Here is a 16,364-nt window from a genome sequence, read left to right on the forward strand (position 1 = left end):
GGCCGTCAGGCAGCCTGTTCCTCAAGCGTGCTCAACCGGATCTTCATGAAGGACAGCAACCGGCGCGCATCCCGGTCGGAAAGCTGCTGATAGTCCGCGATCCATTTGTCGACCGTGGTCTGCGGCTGCTTGTTGTTGGTGGCCCGGGCACGGCACAGGGACGAGTAGTCGTTTGCTTCCACGCCGAGCGCCTTGCACAGAACCGCGATGCCGGTCGCATCGTAGCGGACCATGACGTTGGTTACGTATTTCTGTCCCAGGCCGGCGACTTCCGAAATCAGGAAGCAGATGTCGAAGAGGTTGTTGGACAACGCCAACTGGGTGATCGCCTTGCTGAGACAGCGTTTGCCCTCGCGGATTTCCTTGAGCGTCACCTTGGTGTTGATCCTGGAGGCTTTGCGTTCGAGCTTGGTGCTGGCGACAACCTTGCTTGCCTCGTGGAAAAGGTCGCGGACAAGCGCCTCGTTTTCTTCACGCAGTTTGCGGACCATGACCTGTTGCTGCTGAGGCATCTGGCCGATCAGCTTGTCGTAGTCGCTCTCGGTGATGTCCGTGCGTTCCATCATCGCGTTGCGGATCTTTTCGTCGCTCTCGGCAAGCTTGATCAAAAGCCGCGAACCCCATTCCGAAAACTCCGCGCCGTTGTTTTGCGCGACCGACTGTTTAACCGGTTTTTCGCCGCGTTCCAGCAGAACATCGGTGACATTGGCTTCCAGATGGGAGCGCTTCGAAATGGCAAGCAGATGGTCCTGGCCCATGGTCTTGGCGATCTGCAAAATGTCCTCGGTCTTCAGAACCTTGGACGTCGTCAGCATCGGCATGGCGATGTCGATCGCCTCACGCGCAAGAGAATTGGCCACTTTGCTCGACGTGCTGTCTATCGGTGCCAGTCTTTCGGAAACAACCTGCTTCTGTTCGTCTTCCATCTGCGGAAGCATGTTTTCCAGAACGGTGTTGAACAGTGAGATCTCTTCGGTCTGGTAGCTGTCCGATCCGTTGACGAAAAGTGTGGTGACCAGCTCGACCAGCTGATGGCGCTTTTCGGGAGAACTCTCTTTGGCGAGACTGATGATGTCGTCAATCATATCTGGAATATCCGTTCTGCTGGCATTTGGAATACCCCGGAGACGGTTTACAAGTGTCTAAGAGAAACGGAAAAAAGAAAAAACTTGCCCGATATGCGCAGTAGTGAGCAGGCGGCACTGGGGAAGATCAGGCGAGATTGCGTAAGGTCCCGTGGAGGTTGAAAGTATCTGGCAAGGCCGAAAAGCCTCTGAAAACTGTTGTTAAACTTGCGGAGGCCGCACCTTGGTAAGGTTTAGTCGAAAATATTTAATTGTCATAAATGCCTATATCAATTGCGACGCATAGGAAGTCTTCCGGTCGCAATTGCGGTTGGTGTTGGTCCTGGGACGTCTTCAAGACATGGCGTCCTGTGCCGTGGCTTCGGCTTGATGTTCGAGGCCTCTGCCGATAGAGGAAAATATGGCCGATTTTCCAGTCCTTTATTCCTTCCGCCGATGTCCTTATGCGATCCGGGCCCGGCTTGCGGTTGCGGCAAGCCGCGAGACGGTGGAGCTGCGGGAAATCGTGTTGCGGGACAAGGCCTCCGAGTTCCTGGCGGTCTCACCCTCCGCGACCGTCCCCTGCCTGAAGGTTGGGGAGCGGGTCATCGACGAAAGTCTGGATATCATGTTCTGGGCTCTGGAACGTTCGGATCCCGAAGGCTGGTTAACACCGCCGCACAGCGACGTGAATACCATGCTGGACCTGATCGGAAGTTGTGACGGCCCTTTCAAGAAACACCTCGACCGGTACAAGTACGATACCCGCTACGCGGACGCGAACCGGGAGGAGGAGCGCGCCTCGGCATCGGACTTTGTCTGGAAACTCGAGGACAGGCTCAAGTCTGGCCCTTGCCTGTATGGCGAGACGGCTTCTCTTGCCGATTTCGCGATCCTGCCCTTTGTCCGTCAGTTCGCCAACACGGACCGGAGCTGGTTCGAGGCGCAGGGCTGGGAAGCGGTGAAAACCTGGCTGTCGGCTTTCGAAGGCTCCGGTCGTTTTCAGGCTGTCATGCACAAATGGCGCAAGTGGCAAGCGGGAGACAATCCCGTGTTCTTCCCGGACCGGGGTTGAAGCAAGGCTTCAATCCGGAGTGCCCAACGCCGGCTGCCCCGTGCTCGGGCTGACGCCATTTTCTCCACCTTACGAAATCGTAATGCGCCAGACAGGCATCTGTAAGGCGGGGTTTCCTATTTTCATCCTCGAACCTGAGGCGCGATTCCCCGATCGCGTTTCGTATCCGGCCTTGAAACAGATAGTCCACAGAGGAAGAAAACATGCAAAACAGTCGGTCAGTCTCACCCTTGCGATCGCGCCGTGCGAGATTGCTGGCGGGCGTCGTCGCGCTTGGCGCGGCCGGTCTCATGACCGCGCAGACCCTCGTTCCAAGTCAATATGCGTTGGCGGACGCGGTTCGTGTCGATAGCGCCACGCCGGTAGACTTTTCCGATGTCGTGCGCACTGTCAGCCCCGCTGTCGTCAGCGTCCGGGTCAAACAGGAAGTCGAGCCGCGGATGATGAACTTCCAGGGCGGCGACGGCCTCCAGGACTTCTTCAAGGGTCTTCCGGACGGTCATCCGTTTGAGCGTTTCTTCCGCGAGTTCGGCGAACGGCGCGGACAGGAGGGACAGCCACAACGCCGTGCGCCACGCCAGTACGGCATGTCGCAGGGCTCGGGCTTCTTCATCTCGGAAGACGGTTATCTTGTCACCAACCACCATGTCATCGACAAGGGGACCGAATTCACGGTCATCGACGACAAGGGCGAGGAATATGACGCCAAGCTGATCGGCGCCGACAAACGCACGGATCTGGCCCTGCTGAAAGTCGATGCCGACCGGGACTTCACATACGTGAAATTCGCGGATGAAGCGCCTGAGGTCGGTGAATGGACCGTTGCGATCGGCAACCCCTTCGGACTGGGCGGCTCGGTGACCGCGGGTATCGTTTCGGCACGCGGCCGCGATATCGGTGCGGGCCCCTACGACGACTTCATTCAGATCGACGCCCCGGTGAACCGTGGCAACTCCGGTGGCCCGGCCTTCAACATGCATGGCGAAGTGATCGGTGTGAACGCGGCGATCTTCTCGCCGTCCGGGGGCAACGTCGGCATCGCCTTCGCGATTCCGGCCTCGACCGCGCAGAACGTCATCATGGAACTCAAGGATGACGGTACTGTCATCCGCGGCTGGCTCGGAGTTCAGATCCAAAATGTCACCGACGATATCGCGGAGAGCCTTGGCCTCGACGAGGCCCGCGGCGCCATCGTCGCGGAAGCGCAGGCAGACAGCCCGGCGAAGAAGGCTGGCCTGCGCTCGGGCGACACCATCCTGTCCGTCGACGGCAAGGAAGTGAAAGGTCCGCGCGAACTGTCCAAGATCATCGCGGCCTACGAACCGGACACCAAGGTGGACATCACCGTCTGGCGCGACGGCGACACCAAGGACATCGCCGTGACCCTCGGCCGTCTCAAGGACCAGGAACAGGCCGCGGCTGCCAATCCGCAGGTTGAGGACACCAAGACAAGTCTCGACGACCTCGGTCTGGTCTTGATGAGCAAGTCTGAAGCAGGTCTGGACGGTGAAGGCGTGTTTATCGCCGAGATTGAGGCTGACAGTCCGGCCGCGGAAAAGGGCCTGAGTGAGGGTGACGTTATTCTGGAGGTCGCCGGAACCACGGTGAACAACCCGTCCGACGTCGTCAAAGCCCTTGAAAAAGCGGAAAAGAACGGCCGCAAGGCAGTGCTCTTCCGGGTCGAGACCAACAACAGCACACGTTTCGTGGCCCTGCCCATGAAACTCGCCTGATCGGGAACCGGCCGCAAGGCCGGAACCTGACGGCAAGGCCGGCCTGGACCTCTGCCCCCAACCCCGACAGGCCGGTCTTGTCTTTGGGTTTGAGGGAAAGATCCTCAAACCCGAACAGACTGGCGGCGGCGCCTCACATCCATCGCCGCCGCCAGCCAATTTCCCTCTGATGGGTCACAATCAGCGATCTTTGGTATAAAAGGGGTTCATGTTGCGGATACTTGTAATCGAAGACGATCCCGAGGCGGCCAGCTACCTGGTCAAGGGGCTTACCGAACTCGGACACACGGCCGATCACGCGGCCGATGGCCAGAACGGGCTGCAAATGGCGTTCGACAGCGACTACGACATTCTCGTCGTCGACCGGATGCTGCCCAAGATGGATGGCCTTTCCGTCATAAAGGAATTGCGGCGCGAACAGAATCACACTCCGGTGCTCATCCTTTCCGCTCTCGGACAGGTTGACGACCGGGTGAAGGGCTTGAAGGCGGGAGGCGACGATTATTTGCCCAAGCCCTACGCCTTCACCGAATTGCAGGCGCGTGTCGAGGCGCTCGCACGGCGTCCCAAATCGGCCAGCCAGGTGGAAACGACCTACACCGTGGGCGATCTGACCCTCGACCGGATGGCGCACTCCTGCCGCCGGGGCGATGTCGAAATACCGCTTCAGCCCCGTGAATTCCGTCTCCTGGAGTATCTGATGCAGCATGCCGGGCAGGTGGTCACCCGTACCATGCTCCTGGAAAACGTCTGGGAGTATCATTTCGACCCGCAGACCAACGTGATCGATGTCCACATCTCCCGTTTGCGCAGCAAGATCGACAAGGGGTTCGACACACCGCTCCTGCACACGATCCGGGGGGCTGGATACACCATCCGTGACGCGACTCACTAGGTTCACAAGAACGACGGCGTTCAAGCTGTCGCTCCTTTACATCGCGGTCTTCACCGTGATGTCCGGCTTCCTGCTGCTCTATATCTCCAGAAGTACCGACAACCTGATGTCGGAACAGGTGGTGCAATCCGTCGACACGGAGATGAAGGGGCTCGCGGATATCTACGTCCGTGGCGGCATTCGCGAACTGGTCGAAACGATCGACCGGCGCTCGCGCCACCCGGACGCGAGCCTTTATCTGCTCACAGATTTCGCCGGCAACGCCCTGGTCGGCAACATTGCCCGGCTTCCGACGGTCGTGCTTGAGGAGGCTGACGGAGACCTTCGCAGGGTGCGCTACACAAGGTTCGGCCAGGACACGGAGGATGCCGAACGCCAGGCAATGGTCCGGACGTTCGAGTTGCGGGGCGGGTTCCGTCTTCTGGTCGGCCGGGACCTCGGCGATCAGCTTCGTTTTTCAAACCTTTTGGGCAACGCGCTTCGCCTGTGGCTGGCCGCCGTCATCGCAATGGCCGCCATCACCTGGATTTTCGTCAGCCGCAGGGTGCTGAAGCGTATCGACGAGATTTCCGCGACCAGCCGCAGGATCATGCACGGCGATCTGTCGGAGCGGCTGTCGATCGCCGGAAACGACGACGAGTTCGACCGGCTTGCGGTCAACCTGAATGCGATGCTCGACCGCATCGTTATCCTGATGCAGTCGATGAAAGACGTTACCGACAACATCGCGCACGATCTCAAGACACCGCTCACACGGCTCCAGACACGCATCGAAACCGCTCTGCGCGTGGAAAAGGGCGAGGCGGGCTACAAGGCCGCGCTTCAGGCCACGCTCGACGAGACGGACCAGCTTCTGCGCATCTTCAACGCGCTGTTGCGCATTGCTCGCGTGGAATCCATGGCCCCGGCCACGGAGATGGAGCCCGCCAGTCTCAATGAACTGATTGCCGAAATATCGGACCTTTACGGGCCGCTCGTGGAAGACGAAGGCGGTCACCTGGAAGTCGATCTGCCGGAAAAGCTTGAGGCGGAGTGCAACAAGGATCTGATCATCCAGGTGCTGGTCAACCTGATCGAGAACGCGCTCAAGTACGGCCGGCCGGAAACGGGCGATATCCACATACGTCTGTCCGGATGGCGCGAGGGGGAGCGCGTCATGCTGGCCGTTACCGACAACGGGCAGGGTATTCTGGAAAAGGATCAGGACCGCGTCACCGACCGCTTCGTGCGGCTGGAGGAAAGCCGCTCCGAACCCGGTACGGGTTTGGGATTGAGCCTCGTCAAGGCGGTCGCCCGCTTGCATGGCGGAGAATTGCGCTTCATGAATGAAGCGCCGGGCCTCTCTGCCCGGATTGATTTGACGCCGGTCGGCAAGGACAGCAGCAGGAGCGACGATGGAGACGGGGGGACAACCGGAGGCGAGGAACGGTCGGACGGGAGCTGATGCCGGTGCCGGTCCGCTTCTGGAGCGGATTGCGGTCGTGCCGGCCGCCCCGGAGCCTGAGCGGGCCCAGCTTTTCCTGAAAGATCTGCTCGATCATCCGGAAACGGGGGAAACGCTTGGCGCACTCATGCGCTCCCATGGCGGCCTCGAAGCGTTCCTGTGCGGCATTATCGGCAACTCGGCCTATTTGCGGGACCTGATGCTCGCCGACCCGCCGCGCTTGCTGAACCTGTTGAACGAGGCCCCGGAAACCCGCATCGACCGCCTTCTGGAGGAAGCGCGCGAAGCCAGGTCGGAAGACGAAGCGGGCATCATGCGGGCGCTGCGGCTTTTCAAACAGGATCTGGCCCTGACTTTGGGTCTGGCCGACATCGCCGGCGCTATCGATCTGGATCGGGTCACCGGCGCGCTCGCGGGGTTCGCGGATGCCGCGCTGACCGCCTCCATCCGCTTCTGCCTGACCGATCTGGCCCGGTTGAACAAGTTCGCTCCGCTCGATCCCGAAAAACCGGAAGTGGACAGCGGCCTGATCGTCCTGGCCATGGGCAAGCACGGCGCGAACGAACTGAACTATTCCTCTGACATCGATTTGATCGTGCTCTACGACCCCGCCAGGGCGCCGATGACGGGCAATGCCGAAGCGCCGGTGGAATTCGTCCGTCTGACCCGGCGGATCGTCAAGATCATGCAGGACAGAAACGCGGACGGCTACGTCTTCCGCACCGATCTGCGCCTGCGCCCGGATCCCGGCGCGACGCCGCTCGCCATGTCGGTGCCCGCCGCCCTGGTCTACTATGAATCCCTCGGCCAGAACTGGGAACGGGCCGCTCTGATCAAGGCGCGCCCCTGCGCGGGCGATATCCCGGCGGGCGAGGCCTTCCTGCACGAGATCGCGCCGTTCATCTGGCGCAAGTACCTCGACTTCGCCGCCATCGCCGATGTCCAGTCGATCAAGCGGCAGATCCACATGCACAAGGGGCACGGCACCGTCGCGGTTGCCGGCCACAATGTCAAACTCGGCCGTGGCGGCATTCGCGAAGTTGAATTTTTCGTTCAGACACAACAGCTTATCGCTGGCGGCCGCAATCCGGCTCTCAGGGGGCGCCGCACGCTCGATATGCTGGCACAGCTGTGTGAATTCGACTGGATCCGGCCTCAGGCGCGGGATGAGTTGCGCACGGCCTATATTTTCCTGCGCAATGTCGAGCACCGCATTCAGATGCTCAACGACGAGCAGACACAGCTCCTGCCCAAGGACGACGGCGGTCTGACGCGGATCGCCGCATTGATGGGCTTCGAGGGACTTGAGGCTTTCAAGACGGCGCTCCTGAACCACCTCAACAAGGTTCAGCACCATTATGCTGAGCTGTTCGAGGACGAGCCCGGCCTGTCCTCCGAGATCGGCAATCTGGTCTTTACCGGCGACGACCACGACCCGGAGACGCTGGAGACGCTCAGCCGGCTCGGCTACAAGCAGCCGGCGGAAGCCGCGAGCATCGTCAAGTCCTGGCACTTTGGCCGCTATCCCTGCACCCGCTCGACAAAGGCGCGCGAACGGTTGACGGAGATGCATCCGTCGCTGATAGGCGCGCTGGCGGCCACGGAAAACGCGGATGCGGCCCTTCGCGCCTTCGACAATTTTCTCTCGAGGCTGCCGGCCGGGGTACAGTTGTTCTCGCTATTGCGCTCAAACCCGCATCTGCTGGCCCTGCTTGCCACGACCATGGGGGCCGCACCGCGGATGGCCGATACCGTTTCAAGGCGCGTCCATGTGCTCGACGCGGTTCTCGATCCGGCTTTTTTCGGCGCGATGCCGAGCGTCGAGGAATTCCGCGCGGGCCTCGACCGGACCCTCTCGCAGGCTCGCTACTACGAGGAAGCGCTCGACCGGGCCCGGATCTTCACCCAGGAACAGCAGTTTCTGATCGGACTCCGGCTGATTTCCGATACGCTCTCGGCAGACCGGGTGGGTTTCGCCCTGGCCCGGCTCGCCGAAGTGGTCGTCGATCGGGTCCTGAAGCAGGTCATTGCCCATGTCGGCGAGACCCACGGCGCGGTTCCCGGCGGCAATGTCGCCGTTCTGGCCATGGGCAAGCTGGGTGGGCGCGAAATGACCGCTGCCTCCGACCTGGATCTGATCCTGCTCTACGAGGCACCGGACGACGTCAAGCAATCCGACGGCAAGCGTCCTCTCGCGATCACCCAGTATTACACACGGCTGACCCAGCGGCTTGTCACCGCCTTGTCGGCGCCGACCGCGGAAGGGTCGCTTTATGAAGTCGACTTCCGCCTGAGGCCTTCAGGCAATGCCGGACCGCTGGCGACCAATCTGGACGGTTTCATCGCCTATCAGAAAAAGGAAGCCTGGACCTGGGAACACATGGCGCTGACGCGGGCACGCGTCATCGCCGCGACGACAACGGATTTCAAGGACAGGATCTACAAAAGCATTTGCGGCACGCTGGTCCAGCCGCGCGACAAGGATAAGTTGGCCGCCGATGTCCGCTCCATGCGCGCCCGTATCGAGAAGGAGAAGGGCACCAAGGACATCTGGGACATGAAACAGGTGGCCGGAGGACTTGTGGACATCGAGTTCCTCGCCCAGTTCCTGCAACTGGCGCACGCGCAGGAAAATCCCGGTATCCTGGCCCAGGGAACGGAACAGGCACTCGAAAACCTGCGCGACGCCGGTTTTCTGTCGCCCGGCGACGCGGAGCAGCTTCTGGAAGCGCTGCGTCTTTACCATCGCCTTACACAGGTTCTGCGCCTGTCCCTTTCCGGAAAATTCATCCCTCTCGAAGCTCCGGGCGGCGTACTTGATCTGCTTGTGCAGGCGTCTGGCTGCCCGACCTTCACCCGGCTCGAGACGGAGCTTGCCGAGCGCCAGCAAGGCGTCCGGGCAACGTTTGAAAGACTGGTGGGCGAGATGAGTGGCGCGGAATAGTTCCTTTCCGTAGAGGCGCCTCCAGGGGAGCTTGCCGTAACCTATCAAGCCAGCCCGATTTTCTTCCACGCAACTGTGACCCGTGGCGTCTTCACCCGTGACGCTGGGCACAGGTATGCCCCGGTTCCTGCCCCTATGTTCAATCCCGACAGAACACCAAGGGGTGAACCAATGGCGCTTCATAAAGATCTCAAGACTATCGCCGACTGGACTTGGCTCAACAGGGTTGCGTTGATGGAAGCAGCCCGCAGAACCGGACGCCCCAAGGGGCAGACCCACATGGCGAAGAAAAACAGGGCGGTCGACGCGATCTACGGCTATATCTGCGGCGCGGTGCGTGGGCGAAGGGTCGAGGACAAGGAGATGACCGCATTCGCCGCAACGCTCCGCAACAAGCTTGTGGGACACGGGTGGTTGTCCAAAGGTCTGACCGGTTCGCCAACATACCTGCTTCAGTACAGTGAGGGATGGCCCGATCTTGGAAATCTGAACAGGTTTCCGGAACCTTCCGCATGGGTCGGCGCGTTCGTCCACGTCGTGAAGCAAAACCGGCCCGAGTGTAAAGAGCGGGTTTACCTGCACCTCAAGGAGAGGTACCGGGCTGGCGCCTTTGCTACGATCGTCAAGAAAGTCTGGGATTTTCCGGGCGTAACCAGCGCGAAGGTTGCAGCTCCGGGAGCTGTCAAGACCGACACTGTGCTGATCTACTGCGACAACGCCCGGACCCGGGACGCGGTTATCAAGGTTGTCAAGAAGTATCAGAATAAATACCCGCACTACTTCGGCTCGGAGCTTCCGAAACTCGTGGCGCCGGCAGGAACGGGGATTGGTTTCGGTGCGGAACCGCCGCAATTCAAACCAATACGGCCGAACAGCAACAGGTTCGAAGCCGCGGAGGGGCGACAGAGTTTCGGAAAATTCCGCGCAAATCTAATCTTCATTGCGCTGGAACGAACCTTGTTTCCGGAGGAAATGGCGGCTCCGGATACGAGCAGAATGGGCATCGATCTGCGAACCTTCGACCAGGCAAACCGCCGGCACGGCATGCAACTGGACATCGCCGGCATGCAGCGTCAACAGATGAATGCGGTTCGAAACATGGGCCAGCAACTGGAGTTCGAACAGCGTGTGGAGGAGATTTTCCGCCTGGCCGGTCTTGATCCGGAGCATCCTGAATTACAGAATGACCCGATCCTGAACTGATCGAAACTCTGCCGCGGTCGAGGTCGCCGTCACCGGCCAAAGAGGGCCTGTGTTTCAGGCCTACGGGCGAAACGTTTGGTCCAGAAGCCCATGCGTCACCATCCTTCGGGAATGGCAAGGTCTCAAGCCGTCTCTACCTGATCCGCCAGCGGCAGGGTGAAGCTGACCGTCGTACCTTCCTTCACTTCCGACTTGATGGTCAGCGAACCGCCGTGAAGTTCGACCAGCGAACGGGCGATGGCGAGACCCAGACCGGACCCCTGATGGGTTTTGGTGAACTGGTTCTCGACCTGAACGAAGGGCTGGGCGAGCCGCTTGATGTCGCGCTCGGAAATGCCGATGCCGGTATCGGTGACCTCGAAGCGAAGCTTGTCGCCGCGTTTTGACGCCGAAAGCTTCACCGTGCCGTTGTCGGGCGTGAACTTGACCGCGTTTGCCAGAAGATTGAGCAGGATCTGTTTCAGTGCCCGCTTGTCCGCATGGACGAAATGGTCTTCGGCCACGTCGGCAGTCACCGCGATGTTCTTTTCCGTCGCCGCCCCGGTCACGATACGGCTCGCATCGTGCGCGGCCTCCGCCGCGTTGAGGACTTCCGTCTCTATTGTCATCCGGCCCGCTTCGATCTTCGACATGTCGAGAATGTCGTTGATTACGTTGAGGAGATAGGTGCCGGAGGAGTAGATGTCCTTGCAGTAGTCGGAATACCGGTCTGTGCCGACAGGGCCGAACATCTCCTGCGTCATGATGTCGGAAAAGCCGATAATGGCGTTGAGCGGCGTTCTCAGCTCATGGGAAATATTGGCGAGAAACTCCGACTTGGCCTTGTTGGCCGCTTCAGCGCGGGTTTTCTCTTCCTGGTACTTGTCCGCCATTTCGACCAGCTGGCGCGCTTGAAATTCCAGCGTCTGGCGCGACTTCTGCAGGTCGGAAACGGTCGCCTTCAGGCGCTTTTCGGAATCCAGCAGCTTCTCTTCATGTTTCTTGAGCGCGGTGATGTCCGTGCCGACGGACACGAAGCCGCCATCCTTGGTGCGGCGTTCGGAAATCTGCAGCCACCGGCCGTCCTTGAGCCGGGCTTCGTAGGAATCGTCGGAGGTTCCGCCGCGTTGGGCGACATTGACCGGATGCGGCGCGACCTCCGCGTTGGAGGCGGCTGCCATCACGTCCTTGTAGGGTGTTCCCGGCCGGATCGCCGTGCTGGAAAGATTGTGCAGCGACTGGTAGTTGGAATTGCAGATCACCAGCTCGTTTTTCGCGTTCCACAGAACGAAGGCCTCGGAAATGGTCTCGATCGCGTCGCGCAGGCGAAGGTCCGCCATGCGGCTTTGTTCGGCAAGCTCGTGCTGTTCCGTAATGTCGATGCAGATGCCGATCAGATGCGGCTCTGCGCTTCCCGGTTCGGTCTGGATTTCGCCGCGGGCGCGCAGCCAGATCCAGCTCCCGTCCGCGTGGCGCATGCGGAAGGTTTCGTCGACGAGCGTTTCGCCGCTTTCCAACAGGTGCTCGGCAAGGCCTAGAAGGTCGATGTCGTCCGGGTGGGTGATGTCGGCGACATCGGCGAAGCTCAGGATGTCGTCCTTGGGCTCCCGTCCGAGGAGTTCATAGAGGGAGGAAGACCAGAACATCCGTCCGCGGGACAGATCCCAGTCGAACAGGCCGCAACGCCCGTGGGTGAGGGCGGTGTCGATGCGCGCGCGGGTCGCCGCATACATCTCGTCCGCGTGTTCGGCCCGGGTCGCCTGGCTGAAAAAGCCGTAGATCACCGCAAGCAGGACAAGGGATGTGCCGACGAACAGCGTGACATTCGCGGAGAGATCGTTCCGCCATTCCTCGTAGATTGCGTTTTCGGGCTGCAGAACAGCGATCATGCCGAGCCGGCCGTCCAGGTGGTGGACAGTGGCCAGCACCTTTACGTCTCTTTTGCCGCCTCCGAGGTCGGCGGCAACGGAAAGAACGCCGGCGCGCGCTCCGAACACGGTCAATGGCTGGGAGGGGCCAAGCAGATCGGTGACGGGCAGGTTCTCCAGTCCGGGCCGGGCCGGCGCCGTGGCCACAACCGTTCCCGAGGCGTCTGCGACCAGGAAGGTCCTGCTTCTGCTGGTGGCACCGACGGGCAGGCTGTCGGCAAGAAGGCGCTTGAGCGTGGTGCGATAGCCGGTTTCCGGCAGGGTGCCTTCCGATGCGTCAAGTTTTTGCGCGACGACGGAGGCCATCAGGCTCAACGTGGTTTGCGCGGCGTCGGTGGTTTTGGTGAAGCTGGAAGCAAGTTCGCCGGCGCGAAAAAGCGCGAGCACGATGATGAAAAGAATGGCGAGGCCGGGGATCGCGCGGCGCATGAGCCCGTCCGAGCGGGCCAGGCCATTGCTGACGGAGGTGAGCAGAGAACGCAGCGGCAAGCTCGTGTCGCTTGCGCCATTTTCCGAATTCGACTCATTTTCGCCGCGCCGCGCAGATGCGTCGCCGGCCAAAGTTCGTGCCATGGGAAGTGTGCCTCAAAACCGCCGCCTCGGAGCTTGCCCCGAATCACTTCCATTTGAATCAAAACGCACGGCCTTGTCCACCCCCGGCAAAGAAGAAAATGGTTAACGCGACGCGGGGTTTGCTGTGCTTTTGTTAACTTTGGCCAGTATTGCGCACTATTGCAGTGTTCTATCGACGATGTCCCGGCTGTCTCTCGACAGTTCTTCGCTTGACGAAATCCTCATGAGCGCAGATTCAGCAAGGGCAGAACGTTGTGGGTCCAGCGCACGCCACGAGCGGAAACTCGTCAACAGGCGGGAGGCGATCTGCGGATTGCGCTTGTCGATCTCTAGGACCGATTCGGCGATCATCTGAAAACCGGCGCCGTCGGTACGGGCGAACTGGGTCGGATTGCCTGTCGCGAAAGATTGCAGCAGGGAACGGACGCGGTTCGGATTGCCGCTGTCGTAGAGAGGGTGGTTCATCAAGGCCTGCACCTTGGCGAGCGTTCCGTCACCCGGGGCGGTTGCCTGGGTCATGAACCACTTGTCCATTGCCAGCGAGCTTTTCCGGTGCCGGTCGAGATAGGCTTCCAGCGCCTCGTCCTTCTTCGGCAGGTCGTCATGCACCAGGAGGGTCAGCGCGAACAGGCGGTTCGTCATGTTGTCGGCGGAGGCGAACCTGGCCCAGACGGTTTCCGCGGCGTCCTCGCGCCCCGAGACGGCATAGTAGAAGAGGGCGCGGTTCGACAGGGCGCGTTTTCCCGCGGCAGCGGCATCGGGCGAGAAGACGCCCGTTGGCGACAGGTCTTTCACGAAGGGCAGAAACGCGTCGCCGTGTTCCTGCGCGATCGCCTTGCGCAAAAGCTGGCGCGCCGTGTGGACCGCGTCCGGATCGACATTCTTGCCGATTTCCTGCGCGATGTCGGCTTCGCTCGGCAGCGTCAGCGCCTGCGCGCGGAACGCCTCGTCCAGGGATGTGTCCTCCAGGACGCGGGCTAAGACGCCGACAACGTTTTTCGAGGGCTGCGCGCTTTCGTTTTTACGGAGCTCTCCCGTCAGGCGGACGAGGTCCTGCATGGCGAGCGTCTGAACCGCCTGCCAGCGGTTGAAAGGGTCGCTGTCCTGTTCGGCCAGAAACAGGAGGTCGCTCGCGCCCGTTTTCTGGTTGAGGCGCACGGGCGCGGAAAAACCGCGCAGGAGCGACAGGACGGGGCGGGCGGCGATGTTGGAAAACGTCACTTCCCGAACGGGCCGGTCGAGCACGAGGACATCTTGCGATACAGCGTCGTTCCCGGTTGCCGGCAGCTCCAGATCTTCGCCGTTCGGGCCGATCAGGCCGAACCGCAGCGGGATGACAGCCGGTTCGCTGTCTTTCTGTCCGGGGACCGGCGGGATTTCCTGCGAGAGCGAGATGGAAAAGGTCTTCCGGTCGGGATTGAAATCCGTTTCCACGGTAACGATCGGCGTGCCTGCCTGCTCGTACCACAAGGCGAACTGCCCGAGATCCTTTCCGGAAGCTTCCGCGAAACAGTCGAGAAACGCCTCGATGGTCGTGGCGTCGCCGTCGTGGCGCTTGAAGTACAGATCGAGCCCGGCACGGAACTTTTCGTCTCCCAGAAGCGTCTTTAGCATGCGGACGACTTCCGCACCCTTCTCGTAGACGGTGGCCGTGTAGAAGTTGTTGATCTCGTGATAGAGCCGGGGGCGGACGGGATGGGCCAGCGGACCGGCATCCTCCGGGAACTGATGGGATTTCAACAGCCTGACATCGGCGATGCGCTTGACCGCGCGCGACCGCATGTCGGAGGAAAATTCCTGGTCGCGGAAAACCGTCAGGCCTTCTTTCAGGCAGAGCTGGAACCAGTCCCGGCAGGTGATCCGGTTTCCGGTCCAGTTGTGAAAATACTCGTGCGCGATGACGGCTTCGATATTGGCGTAGTCCTGGTCCGTCGCGGTATCGGGCTCGGCCAGAACATATTTGTCGTTGAAGATGTTGAGGCCCTTGTTCTCCATCGCGCCCATGTTGAAATCGGACACGGCGACGATGTTGAAGATATCGAGATCGTATTCCCGGCCGTATGTCTCCTCGTCCCAGCGCATGGAGCGTTTCAGCGAATCCATCGCCCAGCCGCACAACGGCTCCTTGCCGTGCTCCACATAGATGTTCAGCGCGACCTTCTTGCCCGAGGCCGTGGTGAAGCTGTCGGAGACCGGCGCCAGGTCGCCGGCGACAAGCGCGAAGAGATAGGCGGGCTTGGGAAACGGATCATGCCAGATGGCATAGTGCCGGTCCGTTCCCGCAACTTCGCCTGTTTCTTTGAGGTTGCCGTTGGCCAGAAGGACAGGACAGTCCGCCCTGGAGGCTTCCAGACGGGTGGTGTAGACCGCAAGAACGTCGGGCCGGTCCAGAAAATACGTGATCCGGCGAAAACCTTCTGCTTCGCATTGGGTGCAGAATGTGCCGGAAGAACGATAAAGCCCCATAAGCTTGGTATTGGCGTCCGGATTGATCCGGGTCGAAACGGTAAGCTCGAAGGGGGCTGCCGGCGGATTGTGGATTTCCAGCCGGTCGGCCGTACATGTGTAAGCGCTCTCGGGAAGTTCCGCGCCGTTCAGCAGCAGGCCGGTCAGGGTCAGTTCGTCGCCGTCGAGGATCAGCGGGGCGCCGGTCTCCGTGTTCGCCTGCTTTTCCACCGACAGGGTTGCCGTGATTCTGGTGGCCGCCGGATCCAGGTCGACGTTCAGGCGAACTTTCTCGATGCGGTAGGCCGGCGGTTGATAATCTTCCAGCCGGATGGCCGGCGCCGTCTCTGATCGCATCGAATTCTCCTGAAAAAGCTGGTCGGGTGTGAGGCATGAGCGTCGAGTTGACGCGTTAGCATGATCGTGAAATGTGGCAAAGTCCTGTTTCGCCACATGACGCTCTCGCCGGGATTCCGGTTTTGAATCCGACCGCTAGGAACGCGTGTTTTGACCTCGGGCGGGGCTTTGTCTATGTCAGGGTCTCAATAACTCGAACGGAACCGTCTTCATGAGCCGCTTGGACAGCTTCATCCGCCGAATGACGTCGCAGAAAATCCTCCTGGAACATTTGGTCGACGAGGTAAACGCCGTGGAAGGGCCGGTGCTGGAGCTTGGGCTTGGCAATGGTCGGACCTACGACCATCTGCGCGAAATTTATCCCGAAAAGGAAATTTTCGTTTTTGATTTCGCCATGAACTGCCATCCAAGCTGCGCGCCGGATGCCGAACACATGATTCTCGGCGATATTCGCGACACGCTGGCTTTCTGCGGGCCAAGGGTCGGTGCCAGGGCGTCTTTCGCCCACATCGATATCGGTTCGGCGGATCCGACCAACGATCTGGCGATCGTTCACTGGCTCGAACCCCTGATCGATGAGCGTATGGCCGTTGGCGGCTACATTCTGACGGCCCTGGAACTCAACCTGCCCAATTTCGAGGAAATCGAAAAGCCGGAGGGGATCCATCCCGGTCGGTACCAGATCTACCGCAAAACCAAGAATTCCTGACAGAACTCCGAGGAC

At 60.6% G+C, this 16,364-nt stretch carries 10 protein-coding genes; 7 read left to right on the plus strand and 3 right to left on the minus strand.

Annotated elements, in window-relative coordinates; translation table 11 throughout:
* Positions 1-5 precede the first annotated feature (5 nt).
* Complete coding sequence (locus JF539_RS05090) at positions 6-1,085, minus strand: DUF2336 domain-containing protein (RefSeq protein WP_207139246.1); 1,080 nt, start codon at positions 1,083-1,085, stop codon at positions 6-8.
* Positions 1,086-1,485: 400 nt separating this feature from the next.
* Between JF539_RS05090 and JF539_RS05095 the strand changes: the two genes are divergently transcribed.
* The 6 genes from JF539_RS05095 (at position 1,486) to JF539_RS05120 (ending at position 10,358) form a co-directional block, all read left to right on the plus strand.
* Positions 1,486-2,139 carry a glutathione S-transferase gene (locus JF539_RS05095; RefSeq protein WP_207139247.1) on the plus strand — a complete coding sequence of 218 codons (654 nt, stop codon included), beginning with the start codon at positions 1,486-1,488 and terminating at the stop codon, positions 2,137-2,139.
* Positions 2,140-2,342: 203 nt separating this feature from the next.
* A complete protein-coding gene (locus tag JF539_RS05100) occupies positions 2,343-3,872 on the plus strand; it encodes a Do family serine endopeptidase (protein WP_207139248.1) in 1,530 nt (509 codons plus the stop codon).
* Positions 3,873-4,080: 208 nt separating this feature from the next.
* Positions 4,081-4,767, plus strand: a complete 687-nt coding sequence (locus tag JF539_RS05105; protein ID WP_328809199.1) for a response regulator transcription factor — start codon at positions 4,081-4,083, stop codon at positions 4,765-4,767.
* Positions 4,751-6,211, plus strand: a complete 1,461-nt coding sequence (locus tag JF539_RS05110) for a sensor histidine kinase (RefSeq protein ID WP_207139249.1) — start codon at positions 4,751-4,753, stop codon at positions 6,209-6,211. The genes JF539_RS05105 and JF539_RS05110 overlap by 17 nt, the downstream gene beginning before the upstream one ends.
* On the plus strand, positions 6,162-9,155 hold the full coding sequence (locus JF539_RS05115) for a bifunctional [glutamine synthetase] adenylyltransferase/[glutamine synthetase]-adenylyl-L-tyrosine phosphorylase (RefSeq protein ID WP_207139250.1): 2,994 nt from the start codon (positions 6,162-6,164) through the stop codon (positions 9,153-9,155). The genes JF539_RS05110 and JF539_RS05115 overlap by 50 nt, the downstream gene beginning before the upstream one ends.
* Before the next feature lie 135 nt (positions 9,156-9,290).
* The gene (locus JF539_RS05120) at positions 9,291-10,358 is read left to right on the plus strand and encodes a T3SS effector HopA1 family protein (RefSeq protein WP_207139251.1); all 1,068 of its coding nucleotides are present in this window, start codon (positions 9,291-9,293) and stop codon (positions 10,356-10,358) included.
* Positions 10,359-10,480: 122 nt separating this feature from the next.
* On the opposite strand, the gene JF539_RS05125 is transcribed toward JF539_RS05120, so the two are convergent.
* Both JF539_RS05125 and pepN read right to left on the minus strand, forming a co-directional pair.
* The gene (locus JF539_RS05125) at positions 10,481-12,838 is read right to left on the minus strand and encodes a PAS domain-containing sensor histidine kinase (RefSeq protein WP_207139252.1); all 2,358 of its coding nucleotides are present in this window, start codon (positions 12,836-12,838) and stop codon (positions 10,481-10,483) included.
* Between the two features lie 156 nt (positions 12,839-12,994).
* Entirely contained in the window at positions 12,995-15,640 is a 2,646-nt protein-coding gene (gene pepN, locus JF539_RS05130) for an aminopeptidase N (protein ID WP_207139253.1), read from the minus strand.
* A gap of 211 nt (positions 15,641-15,851) precedes the next feature.
* Here pepN and JF539_RS05135 point away from each other — a divergent pair, with 211 nt between their 5' ends.
* Positions 15,852-16,349: a class I SAM-dependent methyltransferase gene (locus tag JF539_RS05135; protein ID WP_207139254.1), complete on the plus strand. Its 498-nt coding sequence runs from the start codon at positions 15,852-15,854 to the stop codon at positions 16,347-16,349.
* Positions 16,350-16,364: the final 15 nt, after the last annotated feature.

Source organism: Roseibium aggregatum (assembly GCF_017309185.1).
In the GTDB taxonomy this organism is placed as follows: domain Bacteria; phylum Pseudomonadota; class Alphaproteobacteria; order Rhizobiales; family Stappiaceae; genus Roseibium; species Roseibium aggregatum_B.